Source organism: Salinimonas iocasae, assembly GCF_006228385.1.
In the GTDB taxonomy this organism is placed as follows: domain Bacteria; phylum Pseudomonadota; class Gammaproteobacteria; order Enterobacterales; family Alteromonadaceae; genus Alteromonas; species Alteromonas iocasae.
Window position 1 is genome coordinate 80252 of the sequence record NZ_CP039853.1, and the last position, 26204, is coordinate 106455.

Genomic DNA, 26204 nt, shown 5'->3' on the forward strand with positions numbered 1-26204 from the left:
GTTTCTTCTTAAGTAAGGATTACAGATGAAATACTCAAAATTTGCTGCGATGATCATTACATCAACGATTGCGATGTTCATTATGATGTATCTGAACACTTACGCAGTCTCCCATGTATGGTTCAGTGAAACGAGAACCTATATGGCGCTGTATATGGGGGCGGGCATGGCAATCGTCATGCTGGCGTTTATGCTTGGTATGTACAATAACAAAAAGCTTAACGTCGCGATTTTCTTGCTGGCAGCAGTACTCTTCGCCGTTTGTCTCTACCTTGTTCGTTCCCAAAGTACAGTTTCTGATACTGCTTACATGAAAGCGATGATCCCTCACCATTCCATCGCCATTCTTACCAGTGAGCGCTCGAAATTAAAGGATGTGCGTGTGCGTGAACTGGCGGACGGAATCATCAAAGCGCAACGAAAAGAAATTAAAGAAATGGAATGGCTGATTAAAGATATTTCTGAAAATGGGAAAGTAACGTCTCAGGCCGAGGCCGAGCAACGTCCGCTCCCAGAATTTCAGGGTAAACTGAGTAAAGGAGAGCAAAATGAGTAAGACAGCAATCCTGTATCGCATGGTAACTGACGAACATATATGCCCTTACGGATTAAGATCGAAAGATTTGCTGGAGCGTGAGGGCTTCTCAGTAGAAGATCACCACCTTACCTCTCGTAAAGAAACCGATAAATTTAAAGAGAAACATGGCGTCGAGACTACACCTCAAACGTTTATTAATAATGAACGTGTTGGGGGATATGACGAGCTTCGGGAGCATTTCGATAAGGGCGAGGCAGGTCAGACAGGGACAACCTACACGCCGGTTGTTGCTATTTTTTCTGTGGCTGCCCTGCTGTCTCTGGCATTTCAGTTCGCTGTTTCAGGCGATTTCATCTCGATAAGAACCCTTATGCTGTTTATTGCCTTTTCCATGACACTGCTCGCGGTACAAAAGCTTCAGGATTTGTATAGCTTTACTAACTCATTTATCACCTATGACCTATTGGCGATGAAGTGGTTGCGCTATGGCTACATCTATCCATTTATCGAGGCTTACGCAGGAATTGGAATGGTCGCGCAGTTGCCCGCTCTCGCTGTTGCACCATTCTCTTTGTTCATCGGAACGGTTGGTGCTATATCCGTTTTTAAAGCGGTTTATGTTGATAAGCGTGAACTAAAATGTGCCTGTGTAGGCGGTGACAGTAATGTCCCGCTGGGATTTGTATCGCTCTCTGAAAACCTGTTTATGATTGTTGGCGCGTTAATTATGTCGCTGTTGTAATAACGCTGGTCTTTTCGGCGCGCCTCTGAATTCATGCTCAGAGGCTGCCGAGTAACGCTTAGACCTCAAACAGCCACTCACTTATTTTGCCGTTGACCAGTGCAAGTGTGCTATTTTCCACTTTCCATTACGCTTCGTCAGAATCGCTGTTTCATACGAGCGGTATGTTTTACCCGACTCCGTGGTGTTTTTAGACACCGAGAGTGATGTGGCTGAATCGCCATACTCTGTCACCTTGTGCTCCCGAAGCTCTGAAGACAACGTGCTGACAAACTTCATATCAGACAGCATATGATGTGACGCGTATTCCTGAGCGCTGCGCTCGATACCACCACCTTCAACAATTATGACGTCATCTGATAGCAATGATTTCGCTGTGACTTCATTCTGCTCTCGCAAGGCTTTATGAAAAGCCAATACGACCTGGCCCGGCACGGTCTCGCTGCCTGATAGTTTAGACTGGTGCTCATCGGGTTTGTTGCCATGGGCGAAAAGGGATGGTGAGGCGGCTGCTAAGATGAATGCCACTAACAGATTTCGCATTATTATTTTCCTAATTAAACTGGGGCCCAACCACACTGGTTAATACCGAAGTAATTAACAGCAGTGCGGAGGCTAAAACTATTTCAATATTTATGGAGCGTTTCAGTTGCGCTTTGTCGTCGGCATCCTCCATTGCGGGCACCAGAATAAAGCGGTGACGTGCAGCAAGTAATAGCAATAAACCTACTACTAACATCTTGCCCAAAAAGATAAGACCATACTGAGATTGAATCAGATCTCCTGGTGACGTAAATAGCTTTATCGCCATGTAGACACCAATAAGGAGTAGTGTGGTCACGAGGAACCCTGCCATCCTGCCAAAGTCAGTCATGATACTTTTTGTGTCCTCTACCGAGAAGCTCTTACATGACATTCTCAGCGGTAACAAAGCGCCAAACCACCAACCCATAATAGCGACGTGCGTTGCCAAAATGAGTTTATCGATGAGTCCTTTTTCTGCAATGTGTCCGATAAGCGTAAAACTATACAGGCCGTATATTATCAGTACAGACAGCATCGCTCTAACAGCAACAAAGTTGACTCGCTTGACTAACGCCAGAAGCAATGGAGGTATCGCCAGTGCAGACATCAGCATTCTGACCAGAGTGACATCTCCCACAGGAGAGTCCCACATTACTTCAAGCATTATGGGGTCAAACGCCCCTTGCAGACCACTTTCAGAAAATGCGCCGGTTTTGGCAAAAAACCACAGCGCAGAAGCGAAAAAAGAGAGCGCCAGTAAAGGCACCACGTGATATACAACATTTTTGCAAAAAGCGCGGTTTTGGGCTGGCCTGTGCATAAAGAAAGCAAAACCGACTACACTGGCAAAACCTACGTAGAATACGGCTTTAGAAACAACAATGGCTGCATTCCAAAGAATTAATTCCATAGGTTTCGCTTAGTGAACCATGAAAGAGAATGTCGCTTTCATTTTATGGCCGTCCCCGCCCATTGCTATCCACTCAACAGTGTAAGTATCTGGTTTCAAAACAGGTAATTGCCAGGTGTAAGCAGCCTGCTTTCCTGATGCTGGTGTGAAAGCAAAGTCGACCTCACCGGCCTCATTGCCCGTAATGCTTACTTTCATTAATCGTAATGGTTTGGAATAGGTTAACGTCAGTTGCTCAGGGGCACTCATCAACATTGCATTGTCTGATGGTGAGCTGCTTTCAAGCATCACATCACCGTGAGCAATTGCCCCTGCACTGAACATGAGCATAAGGGCTAACCCAATTTTAAGAATGTTTTGCATATCTACCTCTTCTCTATTTATTGCTCTTTAGTCCACTGTCTTGTGGACTAAAATCTAGCGATAGGTGCGAGTATTTTCTCGGTATCACCACCGTTTAATCCCCACCCTGACTAGGGTACGCAAATTTTATTACTATTTCTTCCTGTTTTTAAAGATATGGCAGCCCCGTCGCTTCAACTTAGTCAACAGTGATTTTGCGTGAAAAGCATGCTGGAATTTTTCACTTGGATAAATAGAGGCTTCAAATACTAAATTACAACCTTATTACAGTTGGAATTTGAAATTCGTTATCGATTTTTTGAGATCTGTTTTGATAGTTTTGCGTATATGAACAAAAGTTCATATAAGTGTTGAAAGCAGAAAATCTGTCTCTATACTTTAAACTACATCGTTAATAAAACGCTACGAAAATCAGAGGAGTAGGCTTCCTACCCATGAGTATAAAGATTCTTTTCACATGTATTGTCATTTCCCTGGCAGCGCTAGCGTTGCCGGTAAGTGCGTGTGATGAAGAATCAGGTCAACAGACCGTCTCGGTGGAAATGTTACTACAAAACGCCAGTCATGCAGATAAGCATACCATCGGGGTAACAAATAAACCGCTGTCAGAGAAAAAAGCACATATGCACACGTCGCGTAAAGGCAGTTCAGATTGTTGCGAGGACGGTTGCCTATGTTTTATGGCAAATTGTCAGCATGGCTCAGCGTCGATTTATTCTTCACAAGACGAATTAGCGGTAAAATATTCAGAGCAATATGAGTTTATTGCTCTGTCCGTTCCTGTAAGCATTTCTACACCTCCATATCGACCACCAATAGCCTGACCTTCGGATATCTCCAACAAGATATTTTTCTCAGGTTGAAGCTTATCAGCCTGCGTATATTCACTTTTGAAGGTTAACATTATGAGTAATTCATTTAATGATGGTCGTCGCAGATTCGTGCTTGGCGCAATGACTGCGAGCGCAGCGACGGCCCTGACTAACGTCAGTCCACTCTGGGCTGCGCCAGCAGGACGTCACTTTAAAGACCAGGTACTGACCGGCGACATCAAACACCTGACAATTTCTGAGGCCAATTTAGCCATAGGCTCACAAACCGGTTTACCGATCACTATAAATGGCCAGATGCCGGGGCCGTTAATAAGGCTAAAGGAAGGTCAACGTGCTCAACTGAATGTCACTAACCAGTTGGAGCAGGACACTTCAATACACTGGCACGGCATTATTTTGCCCGCTGGAATGGATGGTGTGCCAGGCGTTTCGTTTGCCGGGATCAAGCCCGGTCAAACATTTAATTATGCATTTGATGTAGAGCAAAACGGAACGTACTGGTATCACAGTCATTCCGGTCTTCAGGAGCAGCGGGGCCACCTAGGTCCGCTGATTGTTGAGCCTGCCGATGGCGATATCGGCGCGGATCGGGAACACACTATCATCCTTAGCGACTGGACCTTCGCAGACCCTCACGATGTGATGAGAAAACTGAAAGTGGCTGAGGGTTATTACAATTATCAAAAGCGAACTATCTTCGACACATTGAAAGATGTTGAGAAAGAAGGACTTGCCGAGACATGGAGGGAGCGCGCCATGTGGGGCGCGATGCGCATGAGTCCTCGTGATATCGCGGATGTGACGGGCAGCACCTACACCTACCTTATGAATGGCCGCACCCCAGAGGATAACTGGCAGGCGCTGTTTAATGTTGGTGAGAAAGTTCGTTTGCGGATCATCAACGGCTCTGCAATGACCTATTTTGATTTTCGTATTCCAGGGCTGGAGATGACGGTAGTTGCCGCTGACGGTCAGCCGGTTAAGCCGGTCAATGTGGATGAATTCCGAATTGCAGTAGCAGAAACGTACGATGTCATTGTCCAACCACAAGAGCGAAAGGCTTATACCTTCTTCGCCGAGAGCTTTGACAGAAGTGGCTATACTCGTGGCACGCTCACACCATCCTTAGGTCTGACCGCAGCGGTGCCTCCACAACGAACCATCACCGAGCGCGGCATGGCTGCGATGGGAATGGATGGTATGGACATGCAACAGTCTGGAGACATGAAAAAGGGTATGGCTTCTTCAGAAATGGACATGAAGAAGATGGGCCAGCATGGCGAGCATACAATGCACAGTGACATGATGAAGGGCGATATGAAATCTTCACGAGTTCTGCCAGTAGAAAAGATAGACATTGTCCATAGTGAAGAGGGCCACGGGCCAGGCGCCGCCATGATCGCACAAAATCCACGACCGCGTTTAGACGAGCCGGGCATAGGTCTCGAAAACAGCTCTCATCGTGTGTTGGTTTATGCTGATTTGGTAGGTGAGCATGCATGGCCTGACGAGCGAGAGCCTGAGCGCCAAATCGAGCTTCATTTAACCGGCAACATGGAACGGTACATGTGGTCGTTCGATGGCAAGAAGTTCAGTGAAGTAGATGGGTATGTCCGTTTTAACTACGGAGAGCGGCTTCGTCTGATTCTGGTTAACGACACTATGATGGATCACCCCATTCATTTGCACGGTATGTGGATGGAACTGGAAAACGGCCAGTATCCGAGGCCCAGAAAACACACTATAAGCCTCAAGCCCGGTGAGAAAGTATCGTTGCAAATCAGCGCAGATGCTCCCGGGGAGTGGGCCTTTCATTGTCACCTGCTTTACCACATGGAAGCAGGGATGTTTCGTGTTGTTCAGGTCGCATAGGAGGTGAATATGAAACAGGTATTAGCAGCAGGGCTTATAGCCTCTACTCTTGGTTTTAGTGACACCGCTCTGGCTCAATCAAAAGACAACTGGCCATCTCCCATTCCGGATGAAAATTTTGGGCAGGTACTGTTTGATCGACTTGAGTATACCCGTAATGATGAGCAACAAAACATAGCTGTATGGGACATGCAGGCTTGGTACGGCGGCGATTATCACCGACTCGTGTTTAAAAGCGAAGGCGAAAATACACAAAACGATGGAATGCCGACGGATTTGGAACGCGCCGAAGTACTGTATGGCTATCTGGTCTCTGCATTCTGGTCTGTGCAGGTTGGTTTGGGAACGAAAGGCGAACTGGCATCAGATGCTGACATGGAAAACTATGCAGTGATCAGTTATCAGGGGTTAGCCCCCTATTGGTTTGAAATGGAAAACTCACTTCGTATTAACGAAGACGGTGACATGCAATTTATCAATGAAACCGAGTATGACTGGCAGTTAAGTCAGGTTTCCTATCTGCAACCACGCCTAGAAATTGTTGCGAACCTCACCGAATCGGAAAAATATAACCGTCAAAGTGGGCTGAGTAATATTCGTATCGGCTTACGCTACCGTCACGAGATTACACGGGAAATAGCGCCCTATGTCGGCGTTTATTACAGCGAAGCCTTAGGTAATACGGCTGATGCGTTAAATGCAGATGGCGAGCCAACCAGTGAGACTGGCGTAGTGTTAGGTGCAAGAATTTGGTTTTAAGTGGCCTACGCTAGAAGGGAAATAACCGGCATTGCATTGCCGGTTATTTCTTCATGTAACACCGTCGAACTTCTATTTTGCTGGGCAAATTTTTCCGTGACCGCAGCAAACTACTTCTGCGACTGCTTTGGTTCAGATGACACAAGGGGTAACCAACAATGAATGATCACGAGCATTCAAGCAATAAAGATTCGTTAAGTCTCTGGGGCGCGGTGTCAATGGGAACCGGTGTGATGATTGGCGCAGGTATATTTGCCTTAACCGGTCAAATTGCTGAACTGGCTGGCACATGGTTTCCTTTTGCATTTCTTGTAGCAGCAATAATCACAGGGTTTAGCTCATACAGTTACGTCAAAATGGCACAAAAATACCCCTCAGCAGGTGGTATAGCTATGTTCTTACAAAAAGCATATGGAAGAGGATTAATGACCGGTGCCTGTGCTTTGCTGATGTTTTTTTCCATGGTTATCAATGAAAGTCTGGTTGCCCGTACTTTTGGCACCTATGTCCTGCAATTGTTTGACTCCCAGGAAGTTGAGTGGCTCATTCCCGCGCTTGGCGTGAGTCTTCTTATTGTTGCATTCATTGCCAATATTCTAAGCAACCAATTCATTCAGACGCTTTCATTCATTATGGCCTTTATAAAAATCGCAGGGCTAGCGATTTTGGCAATAGGTGGGCTTTGGGCAACCGGTTTGTCGTTTGAAAGTGTATCGGCTCAACCGCAGGAAACCAGCGCAACAGGATTTCTAGGAGCAGTGGCACTGGGTATTTTGGGCTACAAAGGATTCACGACAATCACTAACAGCGGCGGAGAGCTAAAGCAACCGGAAAAAAATGTAGGAAGGGCCATAATCATTTCTATTTCGATCTGTGTGGTCCTTTATGTTTTTGTGGCGGTTGCAGTAGGTGCAAACCTATCAATTGACGAAATCATAAAGGCAAAAGACTACTCTCTTGCTGAAGCATCACGACCCGCCTTCGGTCAGTATGGCGCATGGTTCACTATAGCGTTTGCTATCATAGCCACATCTTCTGGCGTCGTTGCGAGCGTATTTGCAGTATCTCGCATGCTATCAATGCTTACATCGATGCAGCTTGTGCCTCACCGTCATTTTTCATTACCGGGAGATTTAAGAAGACATTCCCTAATTTATACGTTGGTAATCGCGATATTTCTGACCATATTCTTTGATTTAAGCCGTATAGCCTCGATCGGAGTCGTTTTTTATCTCGTAATGGATATTTTCATCCATTGGGGGGTATTTAAGCATTTACGCGATGAAGTGCACGCTAAAGCCTGGGTGTTAGTGAGCGCAATTATTCTGGATATTGTTGTACTTTTTTCATTTTTGTGGGTGAAAGCAAAGTCAGATATCTTCATTGTATGGGTTTCTGTGGCCGGACTACTTATTGTATTCGCGGCTGAGAAATGGTTTTTAAAACTACATGTGTATGAAGAACATGACAAAAATTATAACTGATGTGAGTCATTGAGTTGGAAGGTTAGCAGGTTTCTAATAAGGATAAGTTTTCCTTTTAATAGAAAGTTGTGAATTTTTAGCGGCTAATCTTTTCCTTCAGAACATCAGAACATCAGAACATCAGGACGTCAGGGCATCACTCTTTAGCCCTGATGTCCTCTCCTCCTGAACTAGCCCCTACCGATTAAGAATGGAAAACTCACTTCGTATTAACGAAGACGGTGGCATGCAGTTTATCAATGAAACCGAGTATGAATGGCAGTTAAGTCAGGTTTCCTGTCTGCAACCACGCCTGGAAGTTGTAGCGAACCTCACTGACTCGGAAAAATACAACCGTCAAAGCGGGCTGAGTAACATTCGTATCGGCTTGTGTTACCGCCATGAGATTACACGGGAAACAGCGCTCTATATCGGCGTTTATTACAGCAAAGCCTTGGCTAAAGTGGCTAACGCGTTAAAAGCTGATGGCGAGTCAACCAGTGAAACTGGCGTGGTAATCGGAGCCAGGATCTAGTCCTGAGAGGGCTAGGCCAGAACGGAAGTAACCGGCATTTTATTGCCGGTTATTTCTTCACGTGGCACCCTTTAACCGCCTTGTTGCAGCTTCATTTTACCCATTATTTCAGTAAACTCTTGCCCTTGCTTCTGTGACTCAGATGGTTGCTTACAGACCTGTTTATCCGTACTTGGCTGATTGAGTAATTGCGTGGCTTTCTGCAGTCCGTTTTCTGTATTGCTGGTGATCATAGTGCCTCACTGTTTACTTAAAAGCATAAAAGAGCAAATACTGTTCCGGACTTAATATTTCAAAAGCGGTGCATTTATTTAGTCATGAATTCTGAAGCTGCATATTATAAATTTTGGCAATAAACCAACCCAATATACCGGCCAGAAACGCCCAAAGAACGCCTCCTATCAATACACCCAATACCGACATGTGCCACCTCATGGCTTGCCAGTCTGTGTGTAACATTTTGCCTGTCATATCAGACATCATGTTCGGTAACGCCATGACGAATAAGGAACACACAATCCAAATAATCGCAAACGCTGCCGCACAAGCTATGACAAAGGCATTTTCTTGAATTTTCATCATTTATCTCCTTTAACTGGGCTCCCCCTATGTTGATTCCGAGAGAGCATATAGCGCATTGAGTTCATTTACGCTTATTGTGGGATCCCGGCGGCACTGCATGACAACTCCACGCTTTGTGTGTTGAATTGTCTTTGATATTCTGGTCGACAAATTGATAGTAACCTTCTTTCGTGTGTGTCCACCAATCATTGTGAAGGTCGGCACCATGTCTTCGAATGACTTCTTCAATACCATCCAAATTTATATGTGTCGCATCATATGCCAAGTGAATAACACCCTCTTTGATGTTGTAACTCACATCATCGATGCCAAAGAGCTTATCAACTTCTCCAATTAGTGCATCGCAATTTGCCTCATTGACATTGCTGAGCCGTAAATTGCGAATGACTAAATTAGCTTCTCTGACACCTACTCTGTGATCTAAATCACTCATGGTCTCCCCCTAAAGTGTTAGTTTGACTTTTTTCTGACATAGGCGAATGATTGTCCTCCATTTTTGACATCATCATTTCCATCATTTTGAGATGCTTTTCTGCCATATTAACCTGGGTTTGCATGGGTTGTTTTTTCATTTTCTCATGCATCATATGCATCATTCCCATTATGGATTGCATATGGCTTTTCATCATCTCACGCTGCTTAACGGGGTCCTTTTCTTCTTTGATAGCATGAACTTCTTCCTTCATCGCTTTCATTTTCGCATGCATCATATGCATATCTTTGCCAGACATATTCATTCCCATTTGCATGTCTTGCTTGTCTGAGCCCTGGTGCTCATGCCCTTTCATGCTTTGCGCTGGTGCAGTTGCCGCCATTAGTAATGACGTTGAAAAAATGATTGATTTAGTGAGTTTTTTCATGGTTTTCACCTTTTAATTTAACGTTCAGGTTTGGGATCCAGCGTGGTGTCGTGTTGATATAATTCACATACTCCTCGCCAAATTCAGAAATAGCTAAAGCTTCTTCATGCTTAGCCAGCTGTACATACACAACAACTAAAATAGGGAACATGACCAATGTGGGAATGGTTGGCCATTGCAACAAAAAGCCAAACATGATCAGAATGAAGGCTACATATTGAGGATGGCGACAACGCGCATACCATCCAGCTTTAGCTAACTGATGGTTCTTCTGAGCGTGGTGCAGTACATTCCACGCTGAAGACAACATAAAGAAGCCTGCAACAATAAACACCATACTGGTGATATGAAACGGGTCCCAATGGGCATCACCGTCAAAACCAAAGAAGGTGTGTAACAGGTGTCCGTTTTCGTGCGCGAAGAAGTTCACCTTCGGGTAGGTATCAGTAAGCCACCCTGACAAGAAATAGATAGTTAATGGAAATCCGTACATTTCGGTAAAGAGGGCCACAACAAAAGCAGAAAAAATGCCCAGACTTCGCCAATCGGTGGACGTTTTGGGCTTCACAAAACTAAATGCAAAAAAGATAAAAATAGCTGAGTTCAGTATCACCATTGACCATAAGCCATAATCGTATGTGTCATTCATCACCATCGTCCTTTTTATGCATTTCCTTGCGGCCTTCTTCTACCCCTTCAATGTATCCATCACGATAAGCCGCGTTCTTATCACTCAATTCCTGAAAACTCTGCCGCCTGTTTTCACTGTCCGGAGAATGTTCGTGGTCGTGACCATGTTTACCATGGCTACGGTGCATGAAGATGTGCATGAACGGGCACAGCAGTAATATCAGATAAGGAAGAAACTGAAGGACATGATGACCATGTTCGAAGATTAAAAAATAAGTAGCGGCAGCGATAATCGCTAGTGCCGTCCAACCCGTGGGGGTTGACCAAAATCGGGGGTGACTGTTTTTCATGACTCCTCCTTTACCACCGTTAGAACACCACGATACATCTGCATCTGGCAGTGAAAGACGTGTTCGCCCTGTGGAATGCTTGAGAGGTGTATTTGTGTTACACCATTAAGCTTTAATTGCTCACTAATATCTAACGTAGGGATCAGTAAAATCTCAGAGCAGGGAGATTCGTCCTTCCGCAAAAACTTCAATGTAACCGACTGGTTGGCGTTTACCTGAATTGCAGCAGGTGAGTACACACCATTTTTTACTTCTATGAGTACTTCATTGCTGTCAGTTATTGTTTGCTCAGGCTTGTATAGCCAAAACCACCAAATAATCAGTGCGATCACCGCAAGTCCGACAATATTAATCATCATCATAAGAAATCTCCTTAGTGGTCTTTTGCCTTGAATAGGCGAAGCCGATTCGCATTCGACACCACCGTCAACGAAGAAAATGCCATAGCCGCACCAGCAATAACCGGGCTTAACAACACACCGAAAAATGGATAGAGCGCGCCAGCCGCGAAAGGTATGCCTGCTACGTTATAAACAAAGGCACCAAACAGGTTTTGCTTAATGTTGCGCAACGTAGCCTTACTAACAGCTATTGCATCTGCCAGGCCATGAAGCGAACCGCGCATTAAGGTGATATCTGCACTTTCAATCGCTACGTCTGTTCCTGTACCGATGGCAAAGCCAACATCAGCTAGCGCAAGTGCAGGGGCATCATTAATTCCATCGCCAGTCATGCCCACTACTTCTCCTTGCTCCTGTAGTTCCTGCACTTTGTTGGCTTTTTCTTCGGGCAATACATCAGCAAAAAATTCGCTTATCCCCGCTTTATTTGCAACGGCAGCGGCAGTTTCCTTATTATCCCCCGTTAACATGATGACCCGGGTCCCATTGGCTTGCAGGCGTTTGATGGCAGAGACAGAGTCTGATTTTATCGGGTCGGCAACCGCTATGATGGCAGTCAGTTGTCCATCTACAGCAAAATACATCGGAGTCTTGGCTTCTTTGGCCAGTGTTTGTGCTTTCTCGGCGTATTCACCAATGCCCACCTCGTTTTTAGCCATGAGCTTACTATTACCAAACAGTAAAGCCTTCCCTTCACAACTGGCTTCAACACCCATCCCGGTAATTGCGTTAAATCCCTCAATTTTAAGCAGCTCAACGTCCTGGTCGAGGGCACTTTCTACTATCGCCATTGCCAAGGGGTGCTCCGAACCACTTTCCAGGCTGGCTGCCAATTGCAACACGGGCTTTTCATCACTGGCATTGGCTAAAATTATGTCGGTGACTTTTGGTGTACCTTCCGTAATGGTCCCGGTTTTATCCAGTACCATAGCGGTGATCTTTGAAGCCGTTTGCAACGCTTCACCGTTGCGAATAAGTACACCTGCTTCCGCGGCCTTGCCAACCCCTACCATTACTGACATAGGTGTGGCCAACCCTAACGCACATGGGCAGGCAATTATTAATACCGTGGTGGCTGAAACGATAGCAAATGCCAGAGCTGGCTCAGGTCCAAAATTCAACCATGCCAGGGCACTGAGTACCGAAATAATCATGACAACAGGAACAAAATAAGAGGAGATCACGTCGGCCAGGCGCCCGATGGGGGGCTTGGAATTTTGGGCCCGTTTAACCATGGATATGATTTGCGCCAGCGCGGTGTCTTTGCCTACTCGCGTTGCTTTGAACAAAATCATGCCTGACTTATTGAGGGTTCCGGCGACGACTTCATCATCTTGTGCTTTTCCTACCGGCATGGGTTCCCCCGTAAGCATGGATTCGTCGATTGACGTGTGGCCTTCGATGACGACACCATCTACCGGCACTTTGTCTCCGGGCCTGACTTTGATGACATCATTAAGAAGCACCTGGTCGATAGCAATATGGACCTCTTTATTGTCCCGAATGACCGTGGCTGTTTTCGCTTGTAACCCAATCAAACGCTTAATCGCTTCCGAGGTTTTGCCACGTGCTTTCAGTTCCAACGCAAGCCCCAAATCAATCAGACCAATGATCATAGCGGTGGCTTCAAAATAGACATGCCTTGCCATCAATGGAAAAACGTCAGGAATAAAGACCACGAGCATGGAATACACCCAGGCCGTGCCAGTACCCAGCGCAATCAGCGTGTCCATATTGGCAGAATGGTTCTTCAGGCTGTTCCATGCACCCACGAAAAAGTGTCTGCCAGAAAAGTACATTACTCCGAGCGTCAGCAGTCCAACCAGAAGCCAGACGATGCGTTGCGTAGTCGTTTCGACGGTCATTTCGCCTATCAGAACGCTGTAAATCATTAAAGGTATGCCAAGCGACAGAGCAATAACTGTGTCTCTAATCAGTTTTTTATAATACGCCCAGTCGGCGGCATCCTTCTCGTCCAATCCGTCACTTCCATGTGAATCATTCAGTGCTTTCGCGTTATAACCAGCAGACTCAACTGCGGTAATGAGCGCTTCTGTCTCTGCAGTGCCTGAGACCAGCACGGTTCGGTCTGCAAAGTTCATTTCTGCACGGTCAACGCCGTGAGTATTTTTGAGCGTGGTCTCAATTTTTCCAACGCAACTTGCGCACCCTGCACCTTCGATAATCAATTGTTGTTCGGAAGCCGTCTTACCCATTTTGCGCCTCCTCGGCACCTTCACTGTTGATGTTTTCAATAAGGTGACACACCATGTGGGACGTTGGCGCTTTATCTGCCATCGAGTCCCACTGCTTCAGAGCACCTTCCATTTTTTCTCTCAACTGCAACATTTGCTAAACTGTTTTTCAGTTTCATCCAATCGCTCCTTGATGAGTTTGCGAACCAGTGGACAGGCGCTCTTACCATGATCAGCCTCTTCCAGAATTTGTTGAATATCTTTCACGGTAAAACCCAGTTGTCTGGCACTGAGAATAAATCTGAGTCTTGATTGGTCCTTACTCGAATAAAATTTATAGCCGTTGTTTGATTTGTCTGGTTTTATCAGCCCTAAGCGCGTGTAGTAGCGCACGGTACCTGCGGTTGTTGTCAGTGATTTTGCGATATCATTAACTATCATATTTGCTCCACAGCTATTCTAATTCGATAATCTTGATTTACAGCGTAGACCTATGTCTTACACACAGGTCAAGTCTTACCTGACTACCTGGCGCGTAAAAATGAAATGGTGCTATTTTCTTTACCGATAGCCTATTTTGAGGCGTTTCAGGCGCAACTATTCTGTGGCTAACAAGTAATTGGAGGGTGAAATGGTGGGACAGAAAAACCAGAAGCAAGTGACTGAGCGTCAGTCGCTATCGGTGAAAGGTAAAAGTCGTCCTTGAAACAAATGTCATTATGAATTGGAGTCAGTACTAAGATATGACAGCCTGCATACAAACCTTCACAGCACAAACATTTGTCAGGCTCACACATTTCACAATGATCGCTGTCGGCTTTCAGATGCTGCTGACGGGGAGACATTGGATTCGTTTCGGAAGGAGCGTGAGACAGACTATCTTGAGTTGTGAGGGAATCATCACCTGGACACTCACACGTATAAGCACCAGCCTGCCCATGCGGCACTAGCAGCATAAAAATAACAACGAATTCTAGCCAATTACGCTTGGTGAACATGCGCCCTCCCTGATCATCAATAATAGTCTGAAGGAAAGAAACATGTTCTGATTTAGATCAATAATCAGATTACTTTTTTAATTTTAATACCTGTATTTAGGCAGGCAGTAATCGATATGAATTTGCATGTCCGAATAATTGCTTATTTATCAAGTGTACTGCCAAAGGTCAAGAGAGGGCTTAAACCATATTAACGTTCGGGGGAAAGGTCAGAGGAGCTGCAAATTCTCCAAATGATCAAATTACCATCAACAATTTGACTTTGAATATCCAGATCAAAACGCTTTCATACAATAATAGCTCTATCAGATTAACCCCAAGTAGATACAAAATTGTTGAATGTATGTTCCTCAATAGACAAAAGATAGTTACATCAGAAAAGCTGAGTGAATTTATTTCTGGAAGTTATGATCACGCGAATTCAACTGCGAAGTGCACCACTCGCTAAATTAAGCCGCTCTTCGTAATTCGTTGAACACGACTGATGGCTGTTTAAACCCAAGGCATTTCCTTGGTCTCGCATTCAGCGCACGCTCAACGGCAGCAATCTGCTTGTCTGTCACCGTCCGCAAGTCTGTACCTTTACGGATATATTGCCGCAGCAACCCGTTGAAGTTTTCGTTCAGTCCGCATTCCCATGATGAGTATGGGTTAGCGAAATAGATGTCCGTTTTTAGTTTATCCGCTACCAGCTCATGGGCGGCTAACTCAGCACCATTGTCGGCGGTAATCGTGCGAACATGGCCGCGGTAGCGCCATAAAATACTAACCATAGCGCGACTCACGTCAGCCGCGGTTTTCGCTGGCACTTTGCGTATCAGGTACAGCTTACTTTTTCGTTCAACCAGGCTCACGATGGCACCTGTACCGTTCTTGCCTAGTACAGTATCGGCTTCCCAGTCACCGAATCGTTTCTTCTTATTAACAATGGCAGGGTGGCACTCAATGCCAATCCGGTTCGGAATTATAACGCGCTTCGCGCGGCTGCCTTTGCGGTATTTCCGATGACCATGTCGCAACTGCTTGAAGAGCTTTCCACCGCGCAATTTATCGCGCTGTATATAGCCATAAATCCATTCATGACTGACGCTATGCCCTATGATTTTACCTACGCCAGCGATTTGCTCAGGACTCCATTTCTGGCTCAACCCGAACTCGACGAAAGTGATAGTCAGCGCTGGTACACTGTATTTCGCAGCCTGACCTCGTCGTTTTACTGTCTTAGCGTGAGCGACTTCGGGCAGATAGTGATTGTCCCTTATTCTGTTGCGCCGGACTTCTCGACTAATGGTGCTGTGACTAACTTGCAACCGCTTCCCAATCTCCCGATAGCTGAAACCCTCGCGTAAGTAGGCTTCGATCTGGTATCGTTGCCCTTCGATCAACTGCTTGTATCTCATGGTAACTACTCATGTTTTTTGGCGATTACAGAGTACCACCAACAGGCAGTTGATCTCTTCTCACCGTTTAACCATGAGTGGTGCACTTATTATCTGAATTCGGGACCTACGCTAATTGAAAAATGAAGATTGCTGCAAAACAGGCTAAGACCAGTCCGATGAAGCCTCTCATGTCACCGTAAAAAAGACTCGATAAACTCATGGTCCCGGAACCAGCGATGACAAATTTGAGCATTAACTGCGTAGTTTCTTGAGCAGACATATCACCGTCATCCATTAAAAAATGCATGCCACCAAATAAGAGGCATAAAAATGTTATCAGTGCGAATATGAAGCTCCACAAATACCGAGGTTTACGGGTAATGAGGTACAAGCCCATTGAAGAATCAGGTGAAACATATTTTGGAATTTTTCTTTGCTCAGTTTCATGCATCGTTTTTGACTCTTAAAAATAGGTTTAAGCTTGATAGATATTGATTAAAGTTCTTAGCTGAACTGGTTGTGGGCAGATGGCCGGCCGCATCTGGGTGGATTTCTTTTGCCACTCTAAGGGACCCCTTTATATTCATTTCATACACGAATCGAGAGGTACTTTCTGACTCTTCTAAGCTGCCATCGGGAGGCTGACTTGACTCTTTTTCGTAAGCCTTTTGATATGCCTTATCTTTTGGTAGTAACAGAAGTAGCTTTTTGGTTGGTCTTGTTATGGCCACATAAAATAAGCGCCGTTCAGCTTGGATGTCTGTGGTTTTTCCAGAGACTGTTGCAGGGCTAATTGTTTCACAGCATGCGGGAATCACTGCCATGCCCACAGTAATTCCTTTAGCCATATGTTGAGACATAATACGAACCGCATTATTTGATTTGTTGCTTTCGGCCTTTAAAGATTCAAGTGACGTAAGCAAATTATCAAAAGTCGGGGCCTGCCGCGCTAAATCAAAAAATCCATGAGCTAATGCCATGGTATGGGAAGTCGACCGAGACTGTTTCTGAGACAAAGACTTTTCAAGCTCTTCAATCAAGTAATCATTGATGTAGGCATGAAAGGCCTCAGATGGAGTAGCTTTTTCGATAGACTCTTTTATTGCGTTAATTTTATTGGCAACGCGTTTGTGAATGAAAGGTTTTGTGTTTGGAATAACAGCTTTGACATCATCCGGAGTGGCGGTTTGCACATTGCGGAATAAATCAAAGAAAGCCGTGGCCACATTAGTTTTGACCCCAGGGTTTGGTGTCATCAATACTTTAGAGAATAAACCCGCGGCGTCGATTTCGCTCCCACCTTTGCATAAGTTAGCCAGTGCTTCGAATGCTGAAAATGCAGGCAGTGTAGAAATCGATTTACCCGACGAAAGTTGGTAGGGGATCCCGGCTCTAAAGAGTGCCAATTCAATAAAAGGGCTTACTTGATACAGCCTCGGTAGAATCGCGATATCAGAGTAGGCGTTTCCCTCGCTGATAAACATCCTAATTGAATCTACTAATGCAACCTGCTTTGTATCGGTATAAGGCTCGGCACCAAAAGAAGGGGGAGCATAATAACCGATGTTGATTTCAGTCTTCGGGGTAGATGGTGCTGACAAACACATTTTCATCGCCCGTTTAGAGTTATTAAAAATACAGTTATTTGCAGCCATTGCTAGTGAGTGGCCATAGCGGAAAGTGGTTTTTAACGTAAACTTTTGTGAGTCAGGATATTTGTGGTCCCAATGTTCACTCATCACGAGAGGATTGCTCCCCCGCCACTCAAAGATTGTTTGATCATCATCCCCAATGCCGGTGGTTTTTGCTCGTTCGCCAGCCATGATAGTAAACAAGTCCTGAACAATAGGGTTGATGTCCTGATACTCATCGATAATGATTTGGTCTAGCCTGTTAGCAATCAGGTTACTGCAACGGGAGTCCTGTTTGATGAGCCTTACAACATCGTAAAGTAAGTCGTTAAAAGAGCGCATCTGGTTATGTGCTCTGGTCTGTTCGAAAATATCAAAACCCAACTTAAATGGCGCTAAATGTGATGACAGCCCAAGGCGCTCAAACATCACTGAGCTGGGTTGAGTGTCACTTTTGCAGTAGTCCAGGAAGCTTGTGAAGGAATCGATAACAGAGCTATCGTAAATATCTATGTCAGTGGAACCAAATTCGGCAATTGCTTTTCGTAAAGCATCCACCGCTAATTTTTGCCATATGAATTCACGAACTTCTAACTTCCATGTTGGCAGAACGCCTTTCTTCATAAAGCCTTCACAAAGCTTATAACCCAAAGAATGATAGTGCCGGATGGTAGGGGTGCCTTCTACATTAAGCTTATTATAATCATGGCGAAATTCTTTTGCCGCAGGCTTATTAAACATAGTGACCAGTATGCTCTCTGCAGGAACGCCACTCATAATCATGTAGGCAACACGTGCACGGGTGGTCATTGACTTTCCTGAGCCAGGGGGAGCTATAACAAGCGTACTTTTATCAAAAGGAGCACCGATAAATTCGAGTTGTTCGTCTGAAAAGTCCATAGGAGGTAGATTTTGTCTTGAATGGACAGAGAGTGCAGCAGTAGCGGTCTGCTATAAATATGAAACCCGATTTATCAACATTATTAGGTTCAAAGCATCATTATTTTTCATAATAATTTGGCGAAAACTTAACATCGGGTCAAAAGATGTCAGAAGCCTATGATATTTACCATTTGAAATATGAAGTGTTACTTCGTCTGTCTAAAGATACAAAAACCCAGGTGCCTGAACATCTTGTAGATAAATATCAACAGATATCTAGTTCCTTTAGGCGTCTTATAAACAAGCGAGATATACGTAGGGCCGCCAGAGAAAACGATCCTCGTTTATTGAAAGAGTCATGGAAAGAGATTGGCAACGCGGCGAAAGACCTACTTTGTAATAACTGGTATACCCACGTAGCAATAATCACATGTGATTCTGCAGTCGAAGCAGTTCGACTGTCTACTTCCATCAATATGCAATGGTTCTTGAATGGGGCACGAAACATAGATGTCAATGAACCTTCAGAGCGCTCTACAGCCCATTTAGATATTATTCGAGTAAGAGAGCGCCACTATCTATATGTACTTGGTGGTTTCTATTCCATCGAAGACTCAAAATTTGTGGGGGTGAAGGAGTGAATTTATGTGATGTTATCCCACGCATTCATTCACGAAATGCTGAAGTTGAGGTAATTGGTGACGCAAACGGTGATTTATTAGTTATCGTGATACAGGGACAGTTTCGACACTTTGTTACAAACAAAGGTAATGGTCAAATAAAACGTTTTAGAGAACCACGCACATTAACAAAATATTTATGTAACTTGGGGATAAGGCAATATTCATTGAATTTAAATAATTGGGATTTGAAAATGATTTTTGACCGTCATAAGGCAGCTTCAGATTTAAGGTCTAAACAAAATTAAAATTCTTTGATTTTTAAATATATATTTTTTCATGGCCAGGAAAATATAAAAAATAATTAAAATTTTTGTTGCAATTATTTAAAATGTATAATATAAATTTATAAGTTTCACTTTAAAAGGCATTAATTGAATGAATTAATATAATTGGGTTTTAGTGTAAAGTTAAGAGTTTATCTTAGCAAATGCTCAAATATCTATATTATAAATTTCGATAAAAACTAAAATTAAAGTAAATTTATAGCAAATTAAAATTATAGGAGTATTAGCTATGAGAAATAACAATGAAAAAAATGAGAAAAACCTTGGTGTAATATGGCCTGCCTTAGTAGGCGGTATCACTATAATTGGAGCGGGGTTAGCATATTATTTAAATTTCGCTGACTTCAAGCCTTCAGCTTTACCTGCTGATTGGGGAGCTTTCGGTAGCTACTATGGTGGGGTTGTCGGACCAATCGTGGCTTTTCTGTCATTGCTGGCTGTAATCGCCACATTACGTGTTCAGTATATTTCGTTGCAAGCAGCAAGAGCAGAGATGGAAGCAAATAAAGCCGAGGTGGAAGCAAATAATAGATCCAATGCTAGAGCTGACTTTCTTCGTCGGTTTGAATTAGAAGAGAAGAACTTGCAAAGTTTAGCCTTAGATACTGTTAAAGCTCTTCTTGTTGATATCCGTTCACAGGAAAACGAAGAAGAGGATGGAGAAAGAAAATATTTTAAATTGCTTGATGAGTATTCTCGTGGCGCTTGCAATGTATTCATAAATTACTTAAAAAGATATCTCGTTATTTCAAAAGATCTGGAAGAATTGGACAAGCTCTTTAACCATGCGGACGGTCCGGGCGGTCTGATGATTCGACAATATATGGTTAGATTTGAAAGAATCCTTGAAGAATCGCAAAAGCATGGTGAGGATATCGAAAATATAGCTAATTGGACTGCCACAGCAAAACTATGTAAGGTGATGAAACATGCAGATCGAGAATTGAAAAGACAAAACTGAAAAACGAATAGTGAAGTATAGAAAGGGAGCTCTTTTTTGCCCCTTTCTTTTTATTATATTTTAACATCATCTATCCTCGCTATTTAACTAATCGTAGCTTCTCAAGTGAACCTTTTCTACCACTACCCTCAATATCTGTAATCTCACTACGAATAATGTAATAACCACCTTTTATCCAATTATTAATCTGCTTCTGTAGCTTTGTAACATGTGCTTCGTCGCTAAAATCGAGGTAAATATCATAATCCCGGTAAGTACTATATTTTTTTGGTTTAGGCCAGTTGTGATAGGCCGGCTTTAGTTGATACTCAACCGAACCTTCTTTTTCAGGGGCCTCGTCATTCCTATACCGACCAATAAGTCCCTGGGTTCTACTTTTAATCTCTTTTGAATGCTCTGCTGCTCGCACTATCTCTTGCTGGGCCCGTGCGACCCTGTCCTGTGCTTGTTTTACTTCACTAGAAAAGCTTCCTGCACTGGCAGATTGCAAAGCAATTACTGTTAATAGTGACGAACTGAACATAATAATCACAATTAATCGGATTTCTGGATGAAGACACTATGCCTGCAGGGTATAACACAGGGCAATTAATTAACTGCGAGAAATCGGAAAATGCCAAAAAGTCATTTGCTTTTAACCCTCACAACCTGTGGCCTGCTCGCGCTATCTGGCTGTGCAAGTACTAACGAGATTGAGTTTGGAAACAAAAAATACACACCCGACGCCGACGGAACTGTTGTGATGACACAAGAAGAAATATCTGCCATTACAAAATCAGAAGAAGCTAAATTTGTTCGGGGTCTGTTTCCCAATGTAAAGCTCACTGAAGCTGAATACGAAATGGTCAAAACCAATGATGAAGCGTTGTTTAGCTTAGTAGGAGAAGCGAACACTGATGAAGCGGTATCAACATTTATAAGACGTGGCTCATTGGAAGATAACCTCAGCAGGATTGTTAAAGAAAATCGTTGGGAAGCTTTATATTTCGATGGGCCTGACTACTTTGTCAAGGATATGAAGGTTCTTGAGGAGGAAAATGTCACTGGTGCGATCATGAGCCTGGCGTCTGATTATCCGGTTTACACCTGCTTTGATGAAAAAGAAAAGGTCGTGACAGTTATAAAGGAACGATAAAGGGAGATGTGAGATGAAGATTGTTGAGAAGTACCTTGATGGCGATGAAATACGCGAATTTCGAAGGCTGAATGACCAAGAGGTAAAGACTCTGCTTGGCAGTGATCATGCTTCTCAGCAATTACTAGCTTCGGTATATGGTAGATGGATTTATTGTGACTGTTGCACCCCCACGACTATTAAGCGATTTACTGAGACCAATACTTACTTTCTTGCCACTATGTCAGGGCGTGCAAGCCATAAGACTTCATGCCCGCTATACCGTCTGGAACAGGGTGGGGCGGGTGAAGGACAGCTACCTGAAAAGGTAGGCACGCGCTTTTCGTTCAGTGCTTATGCAGCAGAAGAGGGGAATGCTAAGCAATCGGTCGTTGAAAACCCAACAGGGCAGGTTATAGGCCGCGCAGATAAGCTCTATTCGCTCATGGCGTCACTGTTGACCGATGCTGGCACCAACACTATTTCTTACGGTGAAGCCCCTACGTTTGAGACCCAGTCCAGGAAAATTCGCGCGGCTGCAAAGAAATACAGTATCGGGGGCAAGTCTTTGCTCGAATACATGTATTTTGGGTTCGGCAGTATAAAAAAAGCCATCGAAAAAATGCAGTCAAACGAGCGTTTGTGGGTCGGTAAGAACAAACCGCAGTCGCTGGTCATCGCTCAGGTCGAGTCAGTTAAAATCGAAAATGGTGAAACGACGGTCAAGGTCAAAGATGATTGGGAAGTGACCTTACCCATAGATGCCAAAGTGACTCGCCTAAATGGTGCATTTTCTTTGGCCAAAGGACCGTTGATGGTGGCAATGATTATCGCCGACCGGTCAACTAATGATGCCATGATATATGGTGTAACCCGGTGCTTTATCTCTCCTATCGTCAATACCCATAATTTCATGCTGGTGGATAGCGATCTTGAACGCACCTTCGCCAGAGTAGCCACCCGGGTGATTATTGAAATGGAAGGGGGAGGGCGTATCTTAAAGCCGCTTATACCGGTTCAGGTCGATGGCAAACCTGTTCTCGTCGACTTTGTAATTCAAAAAGATAAACAACACATCGCGGTTGAAGTGATGGGGAAATGGGAAGATCCACTCTATCGTGCCAGAAAAGAAACGGTGCTTCCGCTTATGGAGAAGGTCTATGACCAGGTGGTGAGTGTGGGCATGGATACCTCCACCATAAGAAATGACTTTTTTGAAGAGTCATACCAGTTAGTAAAGACACTATTAAATGATTAAGTCCATTTTGTCTAAGGCCAGTAGTATGAGTCGCATCAAACGCATTACTCCCTTTTTTATTATATTCGTTTCACTATCGAGCGCCTTAGTGCTGATGGGCAAGCAAAGTGAAAAGTATGCCAGTAATACAATGATATCTACGGGCAAAGCATTAACTCAAAAATTTGCCCGACTACATCAATCTTTTGGGTCTGTACCGCATTTTTATAAAGCTTTAGAGCAAGCTGTGGTTAAAGATGGCTATACAGTCACAGACTTGTTGATATTGGATGAAACGGCAGTTAGAAAAGAAATGGCCCAGGAATATGCTTCAAGCACCCCCTCGTTAAAAAATCTGGAACCGATGATGCATGTTCACAAACATGACGCCGGCATGAGCTATGTTGTTGGTGGTTATCCTCTTTTAGGCATAGAAGCAATAGAAGGCAGCGAGGATATAGCGATATTCTTTGGTCCCGTTCGAAAGAGCGTGGTGAAGAGACTTGAGCAAGAGCTTGACGGCGATGCAGTCGATAACAAAGACAGTACGGGCCAACTTCGTTATAACCGCCATGACACAATGAACGGTCAATATATCGTTGGCATGTATTTATAAACAATTATTGGTGCAAAAGTGAAAAGAACCCAGGCCCCTATCGCTGAAATATTTGAAGTGATTGATAATGCGTACTTAAGTGGTTTGGTTAATGGCTCGTCACAGCCTACTGCAGATGTCAGGAAGTGGCTGGCCGCTAACCGTAAGTCAATGTCTCAGGAATGCGCCACTTTCTTTAATGAGCTGGGGGTGAAGAATAAGGGCTTTGCTTTAGCGCTTAAACAGTGGTTAGTGCAATATCAGGCGCGTCAGTCATTCATACAAACACATGAAAGTAAGTCTGACAAAGAATGGTTAGCATCTTTTGGGAAAAAGTGGATAGCGCAAGGCGGTGTCTTTTACTTTCAAAGTGATGGCGAAAAAACATTTGAGGGCGATGAGGTGCGCCGGGCGCATAAAGTGGGAGTGGTTTCTGTTGCTCCAGAGAAAGACAATCCGCAAAACCAACATAGTTTGGAAGTGCTGGTGGCGAATAAGACTCAGCTAAACGCTGTGCTCAAGCTCTTAGATAGGTGTGCACTACCTGTTGTATCAGTGAATGCCGCTGGAGAAAGGTCTGTCATCAATATCGCCCTCAGCTCACCCACTCATTCAACGTTCAATAAGATTATCAAACAGACACCAATCCCAGTATTCGGCAATGTGCTACTGACATAAATCGGAAAAGCGAAACATTAGTCTTTTCTGTAGGAGAGTAATAAAGATTTATACAAAGTATCTAACTGTCACACTGAGCAATATAGATTCGCACTGCGCCAGAACGTTTCCTATTCATCGCTGCCGACCTTACTATATCCAAGACATTCCCAGTGCGCTGATTGCTATTTGATAAATAGGTCGGCACAATAAACGCAATAATACCTATAAAAATGCGTGGAAATGGAAGGCAGACCGATAATAAACTCTGAACTGTGGGAACAGCTAATCCCTCGAAACTGCGGCAGGCAGAGTGAGCTAAGACACAGAAACAAGTTGCTCATTCTCTTGGCTACCCTGGCAGGTTTAAGAGAGATTGAGTTAACGTTGATCACTAACCGGCTCTTCATGACACCAGAAGGGCTGTTAAATGAAGTTGTAGTGCTCCCTACGTCGATTACCCGCGATGGTTACGAACGTCCAATTGTCTTGAGTCATCCAGAGCTTAAAAGAGCGTTTGAATCCTATTTTGAATGGCTTATCACGCGCAAAATAAATAGCTATCCGCATAAGCATTACAGAGGATTAGATCCCAATTCGGCATTACTTATTGCTGATAATCTGGAGCCTTTCACCACGCAAAGCAGGGGGAAAGCAATAAGCCCCTATGCCATGAATAAAAAACTCGATTCACTGATTCGGAATGCAGGGCTTTGGGATAACGGCGTTAGACGAATTTCACTGGTACGAACGTGCGTTATTGAGCTGTACCGCAATGGGGCATGCACAACTGATATAATGATCATTACTGGCTTCAGTGAAGAGTCAATAAAACAAATCTTAACAATGGATTATATGCAGCTAAGTCCAATATATGATTGGTTTGAGCAACGTGCAGGCCGAAAGCAAAAGCGACTTGAGAGCTTCAAAAAAAGAAGAAGATTTATGTTATGACGAAGAAGTTTAAATTCATCAATAACCAGTCAAAGAAAGAATTTCTTGCGTTGCCGGATGTCATTCAAAAACGCTTTGCGAACGACCTAAACGCTATTTGTCAGGATAGAGAGCCGTTCAGTAAATTCAAGCATTTGAAAGACAGCGTAGGGATTGGGGCTGTAGAACTAGTTGAAAATGGCAGGCCAGCTTACCGAACTGTCTATGTCGCTAAATTCGCTGATACAGTGTTCATACTTCACTCATTCACCAAAACTACCAACGGCGTTGACCGGAAGGCTATGGATACTGCCAAGAAACGCTACAAGCTGATGATGAAAGAAATTAAAAAGTGATATATCAATACTTGTATAAATATCAGTGTTGATATATGCTGCTCATTAGTTAATCAAAGAGGTCTAATCATGGCATTAGAATACAGCAATATTTTTGACGCCATCACGGAAGATGCAGCAGAAGCGTCAGAGCTACAAACTCGCTCTGACCTCATGATAGCCATTCGAGACATAGTGAATGCTAAAGGGTGGGATCAGAAGCAAGCGGCGGCGGCAATGGGTATTACTCAGCCAAGAGTAAGTGACCTTGTAAATGGCCGGATAGAGAAATTTTCTATCGATAAGCTGATGACCTGCCTATATAAAATAGGTTTCCGCTTCAAGCCCCATTACGAAAACGAGCAACTTACTATGGATGTTCAGATCGTTACTGATAATCAGCGCCCGAGTGCGATGGCCTAATTTAGTCATAAAGGTAATAGGGATGAAACCAAATATCGAGTATACAGCGCAGATATTAGACAAGTTCGAAAGTTGTGAGCAACCCCAACTCAGCTTTGTTGAACTGTGGAACAGTTTTGTGCTTCAAGAGGACAGCAACGAGTTTGTCTTTCACTTTAGGCTGTTAGTCGAAAATGGACTGATAAGCAGACACGACATGATTTCAAGACCTATTAGCAGTCTTGGTCTGCATTATTCATCACCTTCTGACATAACTATTTTTGATGCTCAACTAAGACTTACACAGCAAGGTCATGATTTCGCAAAAGCATTAAACAATCGAGAAGTCTTAGCGAAATTGAAAGATGGATTTAAAGAGGCTCCTTTTAAAGTCATATTTGATGGTTCTCAGCAGTTGCTGACACATTTCTTCAAAAAGAAGATCGACTCATTAACGGCAGAATAAGAGCAGTGATGAAATATGGAGAGAAAGAGATATGGACTTCATGACACAGATTGTACCCGCTGTAATAGTTATGCTCGCAAATTTGG

32 protein-coding genes and 2 pseudogenes are annotated in these 26204 nt (G+C 44.0%); 18 read left to right on the forward strand and 16 right to left on the reverse strand.

Features of this window, described 5'->3' with window-relative positions; all coding sequences use genetic code 11:
- Positions 1–25 precede the first annotated feature (25 nt).
- A complete protein-coding gene (locus FBQ74_RS17580; protein WP_117316818.1) occupies positions 26–556 on the forward strand; it encodes a DUF305 domain-containing protein in 531 nt (176 codons plus the stop codon).
- Complete coding sequence (locus FBQ74_RS17585; RefSeq protein ID WP_139758065.1) at positions 549–1280, forward strand: MauE/DoxX family redox-associated membrane protein; 732 nt, start codon at positions 549–551, stop codon at positions 1278–1280. Before FBQ74_RS17580 ends, FBQ74_RS17585 begins: the two co-directional genes overlap by 8 nt.
- Positions 1281–1361: 81 nt before the next feature.
- Here FBQ74_RS17585 and FBQ74_RS17590 read toward each other — a convergent pair whose 3' ends face one another.
- Genes FBQ74_RS17590 through FBQ74_RS17600 form a run of 3 tightly spaced genes read right to left on the reverse strand, consistent with a single transcriptional unit; the run spans position 1362 to position 3078 of the window.
- On the reverse strand, positions 1362–1823 hold the full coding sequence (locus tag FBQ74_RS17590; RefSeq protein ID WP_139758066.1) for a YybH family protein: 462 nt from the start codon (positions 1821–1823) through the stop codon (positions 1362–1364).
- Positions 1824–1833: 10 nt separating this feature from the next.
- Positions 1834–2715 carry a copper resistance D family protein gene (locus FBQ74_RS17595; protein ID WP_139758067.1) on the reverse strand — a complete coding sequence of 294 codons (882 nt, stop codon included), beginning with the start codon at positions 2713–2715 and terminating at the stop codon, positions 1834–1836.
- A gap of 9 nt (positions 2716–2724) precedes the next feature.
- Positions 2725–3078, reverse strand: a complete 354-nt coding sequence (locus FBQ74_RS17600) for a copper resistance CopC family protein (RefSeq protein ID WP_117316811.1) — start codon at positions 3076–3078, stop codon at positions 2725–2727.
- Between the two features lie 434 nt (positions 3079–3512).
- On the opposite strand from FBQ74_RS17600, the gene FBQ74_RS17605 reads away from it, so the two are divergent.
- The 5 genes and pseudogenes from FBQ74_RS17605 to FBQ74_RS17625 all read left to right on the forward strand — a co-directional run.
- Positions 3513–3902, forward strand: a complete 390-nt coding sequence (locus tag FBQ74_RS17605; RefSeq protein ID WP_139758068.1) for a hypothetical protein — start codon at positions 3513–3515, stop codon at positions 3900–3902.
- A gap of 81 nt (positions 3903–3983) precedes the next feature.
- Positions 3984–5783 (forward strand): copper resistance system multicopper oxidase, encoded by a 1800-nt coding sequence (locus tag FBQ74_RS17610; RefSeq protein WP_139758069.1) that lies wholly within the window; start codon positions 3984–3986, stop codon positions 5781–5783.
- Between the two features lie 9 nt (positions 5784–5792).
- Entirely contained in the window at positions 5793–6542 is a 750-nt protein-coding gene (locus FBQ74_RS17615) for a copper resistance protein B (protein ID WP_139758070.1), read from the forward strand.
- A 158-nt stretch (positions 6543–6700) separates the two neighbouring features.
- A complete protein-coding gene (locus FBQ74_RS17620) occupies positions 6701–8026 on the forward strand; it encodes an APC family permease (protein WP_139758071.1) in 1326 nt (441 codons plus the stop codon).
- A 184-nt stretch (positions 8027–8210) separates the two neighbouring features.
- Positions 8211–8540: pseudogene (locus tag FBQ74_RS17625) on the forward strand (copper resistance protein B); the annotation flags it as partial.
- Between the two features lie 71 nt (positions 8541–8611).
- Here the strand turns inward: FBQ74_RS17625 and FBQ74_RS19020 are convergent.
- The 12 genes and pseudogenes from FBQ74_RS19020 to FBQ74_RS17685 all read right to left on the reverse strand — a co-directional run bounded on the left by FBQ74_RS19020 (position 8612) and on the right by FBQ74_RS17685 (position 18469).
- The gene (locus FBQ74_RS19020) at positions 8612–8773 is read right to left on the reverse strand and encodes a hypothetical protein (RefSeq protein ID WP_168190725.1); all 162 of its coding nucleotides are present in this window, start codon (positions 8771–8773) and stop codon (positions 8612–8614) included.
- Positions 8774–8855: 82 nt separating this feature from the next.
- Positions 8856–9122 (reverse strand): DUF5676 family membrane protein, encoded by a 267-nt coding sequence (locus tag FBQ74_RS17630; protein ID WP_223858461.1) that lies wholly within the window; start codon positions 9120–9122, stop codon positions 8856–8858.
- 61 nt (positions 9123–9183) lie between these two features.
- Positions 9184–9555 carry a cation transporter gene (locus tag FBQ74_RS17635; RefSeq protein ID WP_139758072.1) on the reverse strand — a complete coding sequence of 124 codons (372 nt, stop codon included), beginning with the start codon at positions 9553–9555 and terminating at the stop codon, positions 9184–9186.
- Positions 9548–9982: a hypothetical protein gene (locus tag FBQ74_RS17640; protein ID WP_117316795.1), complete on the reverse strand. Its 435-nt coding sequence runs from the start codon at positions 9980–9982 to the stop codon at positions 9548–9550. Before FBQ74_RS17640 ends, FBQ74_RS17635 begins: the two co-directional genes overlap by 8 nt.
- On the reverse strand, positions 9966–10631 hold the full coding sequence (locus FBQ74_RS17645; protein WP_139758073.1) for a methyltransferase family protein: 666 nt from the start codon (positions 10629–10631) through the stop codon (positions 9966–9968). Before FBQ74_RS17645 ends, FBQ74_RS17640 begins: the two co-directional genes overlap by 17 nt.
- The gene (locus tag FBQ74_RS17650; protein ID WP_117316793.1) at positions 10624–10962 is read right to left on the reverse strand and encodes a DUF2933 domain-containing protein; all 339 of its coding nucleotides are present in this window, start codon (positions 10960–10962) and stop codon (positions 10624–10626) included. The genes FBQ74_RS17645 and FBQ74_RS17650 overlap by 8 nt, the downstream gene beginning before the upstream one ends.
- Positions 10959–11324 (reverse strand): cupredoxin domain-containing protein, encoded by a 366-nt coding sequence (locus FBQ74_RS17655; RefSeq protein WP_139758074.1) that lies wholly within the window; start codon positions 11322–11324, stop codon positions 10959–10961. Before FBQ74_RS17655 ends, FBQ74_RS17650 begins: the two co-directional genes overlap by 4 nt.
- 11 nt (positions 11325–11335) lie before the next feature.
- The gene (locus FBQ74_RS17660; RefSeq protein WP_139758075.1) at positions 11336–13579 is read right to left on the reverse strand and encodes a heavy metal translocating P-type ATPase; all 2244 of its coding nucleotides are present in this window, start codon (positions 13577–13579) and stop codon (positions 11336–11338) included.
- Positions 13572–13999, reverse strand: a pseudogene (locus FBQ74_RS17665) (MerR family transcriptional regulator). The gene FBQ74_RS17660 and the pseudogene FBQ74_RS17665 overlap by 8 nt, the downstream one beginning before the upstream one ends.
- A 1006-nt stretch (positions 14000–15005) precedes the next feature.
- The gene (locus tag FBQ74_RS17675; protein WP_139758076.1) at positions 15006–15956 is read right to left on the reverse strand and encodes an IS30 family transposase; all 951 of its coding nucleotides are present in this window, start codon (positions 15954–15956) and stop codon (positions 15006–15008) included.
- 106 nt (positions 15957–16062) lie between these two features.
- Positions 16063–16389, reverse strand: coding sequence for a hypothetical protein (locus tag FBQ74_RS17680; protein WP_139758077.1), 327 nt, complete (start codon positions 16387–16389; stop codon positions 16063–16065).
- Complete coding sequence (locus tag FBQ74_RS17685) at positions 16382–18469, reverse strand: UvrD-helicase domain-containing protein (protein ID WP_139758078.1); 2088 nt, start codon at positions 18467–18469, stop codon at positions 16382–16384. Before FBQ74_RS17685 ends, FBQ74_RS17680 begins: the two co-directional genes overlap by 8 nt.
- Before the next feature lie 146 nt (positions 18470–18615).
- On the opposite strand from FBQ74_RS17685, the gene FBQ74_RS17690 reads away from it, so the two are divergent.
- The 3 genes from FBQ74_RS17690 (at position 18616) to FBQ74_RS17700 (ending at position 20379) form a co-directional block, all read left to right on the forward strand.
- On the forward strand, positions 18616–19092 hold the full coding sequence (locus tag FBQ74_RS17690; RefSeq protein WP_139758079.1) for a hypothetical protein: 477 nt from the start codon (positions 18616–18618) through the stop codon (positions 19090–19092).
- On the forward strand, positions 19089–19379 hold the full coding sequence (locus FBQ74_RS17695; RefSeq protein WP_139758080.1) for a hypothetical protein: 291 nt from the start codon (positions 19089–19091) through the stop codon (positions 19377–19379). The genes FBQ74_RS17690 and FBQ74_RS17695 overlap by 4 nt, the downstream gene beginning before the upstream one ends.
- Positions 19380–19647: 268 nt before the next feature.
- The gene (locus tag FBQ74_RS17700) at positions 19648–20379 is read left to right on the forward strand and encodes a hypothetical protein (RefSeq protein WP_139758081.1); all 732 of its coding nucleotides are present in this window, start codon (positions 19648–19650) and stop codon (positions 20377–20379) included.
- A 79-nt stretch (positions 20380–20458) separates the two neighbouring features.
- Here FBQ74_RS17700 and FBQ74_RS17705 read toward each other — a convergent pair whose 3' ends face one another.
- Positions 20459–20869, reverse strand: coding sequence for a hypothetical protein (locus tag FBQ74_RS17705; protein WP_139758082.1), 411 nt, complete (start codon positions 20867–20869; stop codon positions 20459–20461).
- A 123-nt stretch (positions 20870–20992) separates the two neighbouring features.
- Here FBQ74_RS17705 and FBQ74_RS17710 point away from each other — a divergent pair, with 123 nt between their 5' ends.
- The 8 genes from FBQ74_RS17710 (at position 20993) to FBQ74_RS17745 (ending at position 26118) form a co-directional block, all read left to right on the forward strand.
- Complete coding sequence (locus FBQ74_RS17710; protein ID WP_139758083.1) at positions 20993–21514, forward strand: hypothetical protein; 522 nt, start codon at positions 20993–20995, stop codon at positions 21512–21514.
- Positions 21515–21527: 13 nt separating this feature from the next.
- Positions 21528–22751, forward strand: coding sequence for a DUF1173 family protein (locus tag FBQ74_RS17715; protein WP_139758084.1), 1224 nt, complete (start codon positions 21528–21530; stop codon positions 22749–22751).
- A gap of 25 nt (positions 22752–22776) precedes the next feature.
- On the forward strand, positions 22777–23346 hold the full coding sequence (locus tag FBQ74_RS17720; RefSeq protein ID WP_139758085.1) for a hypothetical protein: 570 nt from the start codon (positions 22777–22779) through the stop codon (positions 23344–23346).
- Between the two features lie 18 nt (positions 23347–23364).
- Positions 23365–24003 (forward strand): hypothetical protein, encoded by a 639-nt coding sequence (locus FBQ74_RS17725; RefSeq protein WP_139758086.1) that lies wholly within the window; start codon positions 23365–23367, stop codon positions 24001–24003.
- Positions 24004–24390: 387 nt separating this feature from the next.
- Positions 24391–24936 (forward strand): integrase, encoded by a 546-nt coding sequence (locus FBQ74_RS17730; protein WP_232372044.1) that lies wholly within the window; start codon positions 24391–24393, stop codon positions 24934–24936.
- The gene (locus tag FBQ74_RS17735; RefSeq protein WP_139758088.1) at positions 24933–25271 is read left to right on the forward strand and encodes a type II toxin-antitoxin system RelE/ParE family toxin; all 339 of its coding nucleotides are present in this window, start codon (positions 24933–24935) and stop codon (positions 25269–25271) included. Before FBQ74_RS17730 ends, FBQ74_RS17735 begins: the two co-directional genes overlap by 4 nt.
- Positions 25272–25340: 69 nt before the next feature.
- Positions 25341–25673, forward strand: a complete 333-nt coding sequence (locus tag FBQ74_RS17740; RefSeq protein ID WP_139758089.1) for a helix-turn-helix domain-containing protein — start codon at positions 25341–25343, stop codon at positions 25671–25673.
- 22 nt (positions 25674–25695) lie between these two features.
- Positions 25696–26118 carry a DUF2513 domain-containing protein gene (locus FBQ74_RS17745; RefSeq protein ID WP_139758090.1) on the forward strand — a complete coding sequence of 141 codons (423 nt, stop codon included), beginning with the start codon at positions 25696–25698 and terminating at the stop codon, positions 26116–26118.
- The last annotated feature ends 86 nt before the right edge of the window (positions 26119–26204 follow it).

What these genes read in the sequence shown, in the direction of transcription:
- FBQ74_RS17580 (WP_117316818.1), top strand. Translation starts at nt 26, where the DNA reads ATGAAATACTCAAAATTTGCTGCGATGATCATTACATCAACGATTGCG.
- FBQ74_RS17585 (WP_139758065.1), top strand. Translation starts at nt 549, where the DNA reads ATGAGTAAGACAGCAATCCTGTATCGCATGGTAACTGACGAACATATA.
- FBQ74_RS17590 (WP_139758066.1), bottom strand. Translation starts at nt 1,823, where the DNA reads ATGCGAAATCTGTTAGTGGCATTCATCTTAGCAGCCGCCTCACCATCC.
- FBQ74_RS17595 (WP_139758067.1), bottom strand. Translation starts at nt 2,715, where the DNA reads ATGGAATTAATTCTTTGGAATGCAGCCATTGTTGTTTCTAAAGCCGTA.
- FBQ74_RS17600 (WP_117316811.1), bottom strand. Translation starts at nt 3,078, where the DNA reads ATGCAAAACATTCTTAAAATTGGGTTAGCCCTTATGCTCATGTTCAGT.
- FBQ74_RS17605 (WP_139758068.1), top strand. Translation starts at nt 3,513, where the DNA reads ATGAGTATAAAGATTCTTTTCACATGTATTGTCATTTCCCTGGCAGCG.
- FBQ74_RS17610 (WP_139758069.1), top strand. Translation starts at nt 3,984, where the DNA reads ATGAGTAATTCATTTAATGATGGTCGTCGCAGATTCGTGCTTGGCGCA.
- FBQ74_RS17615 (WP_139758070.1), top strand. Translation starts at nt 5,793, where the DNA reads ATGAAACAGGTATTAGCAGCAGGGCTTATAGCCTCTACTCTTGGTTTT.
- FBQ74_RS17620 (WP_139758071.1), top strand. Translation starts at nt 6,701, where the DNA reads ATGAATGATCACGAGCATTCAAGCAATAAAGATTCGTTAAGTCTCTGG.
- FBQ74_RS19020 (WP_168190725.1), bottom strand. Translation starts at nt 8,773, where the DNA reads ATGATCACCAGCAATACAGAAAACGGACTGCAGAAAGCCACGCAATTA.
- FBQ74_RS17630 (WP_223858461.1), bottom strand. Translation starts at nt 9,122, where the DNA reads ATGATGAAAATTCAAGAAAATGCCTTTGTCATAGCTTGTGCGGCAGCG.
- FBQ74_RS17635 (WP_139758072.1), bottom strand. Translation starts at nt 9,555, where the DNA reads ATGAGTGATTTAGATCACAGAGTAGGTGTCAGAGAAGCTAATTTAGTC.
- FBQ74_RS17640 (WP_117316795.1), bottom strand. Translation starts at nt 9,982, where the DNA reads ATGAAAAAACTCACTAAATCAATCATTTTTTCAACGTCATTACTAATG.
- FBQ74_RS17645 (WP_139758073.1), bottom strand. Translation starts at nt 10,631, where the DNA reads ATGAATGACACATACGATTATGGCTTATGGTCAATGGTGATACTGAAC.
- FBQ74_RS17650 (WP_117316793.1), bottom strand. Translation starts at nt 10,962, where the DNA reads ATGAAAAACAGTCACCCCCGATTTTGGTCAACCCCCACGGGTTGGACG.
- FBQ74_RS17655 (WP_139758074.1), bottom strand. Translation starts at nt 11,324, where the DNA reads ATGATGATGATTAATATTGTCGGACTTGCGGTGATCGCACTGATTATT.
- FBQ74_RS17660 (WP_139758075.1), bottom strand. Translation starts at nt 13,579, where the DNA reads ATGGGTAAGACGGCTTCCGAACAACAATTGATTATCGAAGGTGCAGGG.
- FBQ74_RS17675 (WP_139758076.1), bottom strand. Translation starts at nt 15,956, where the DNA reads ATGAGATACAAGCAGTTGATCGAAGGGCAACGATACCAGATCGAAGCC.
- FBQ74_RS17680 (WP_139758077.1), bottom strand. Translation starts at nt 16,389, where the DNA reads ATGCATGAAACTGAGCAAAGAAAAATTCCAAAATATGTTTCACCTGAT.
- FBQ74_RS17685 (WP_139758078.1), bottom strand. Translation starts at nt 18,469, where the DNA reads ATGGACTTTTCAGACGAACAACTCGAATTTATCGGTGCTCCTTTTGAT.
- FBQ74_RS17690 (WP_139758079.1), top strand. Translation starts at nt 18,616, where the DNA reads ATGTCAGAAGCCTATGATATTTACCATTTGAAATATGAAGTGTTACTT.
- FBQ74_RS17700 (WP_139758081.1), top strand. Translation starts at nt 19,648, where the DNA reads ATGAGAAATAACAATGAAAAAAATGAGAAAAACCTTGGTGTAATATGG.
- FBQ74_RS17710 (WP_139758083.1), top strand. Translation starts at nt 20,993, where the DNA reads ATGCCAAAAAGTCATTTGCTTTTAACCCTCACAACCTGTGGCCTGCTC.
- FBQ74_RS17715 (WP_139758084.1), top strand. Translation starts at nt 21,528, where the DNA reads ATGAAGATTGTTGAGAAGTACCTTGATGGCGATGAAATACGCGAATTT.
- FBQ74_RS17720 (WP_139758085.1), top strand. Translation starts at nt 22,777, where the DNA reads ATGAGTCGCATCAAACGCATTACTCCCTTTTTTATTATATTCGTTTCA.
- FBQ74_RS17730 (WP_232372044.1), top strand. Translation starts at nt 24,391, where the DNA reads ATGACACCAGAAGGGCTGTTAAATGAAGTTGTAGTGCTCCCTACGTCG.
- FBQ74_RS17735 (WP_139758088.1), top strand. Translation starts at nt 24,933, where the DNA reads ATGACGAAGAAGTTTAAATTCATCAATAACCAGTCAAAGAAAGAATTT.
- FBQ74_RS17740 (WP_139758089.1), top strand. Translation starts at nt 25,341, where the DNA reads ATGGCATTAGAATACAGCAATATTTTTGACGCCATCACGGAAGATGCA.
- FBQ74_RS17745 (WP_139758090.1), top strand. Translation starts at nt 25,696, where the DNA reads ATGAAACCAAATATCGAGTATACAGCGCAGATATTAGACAAGTTCGAA.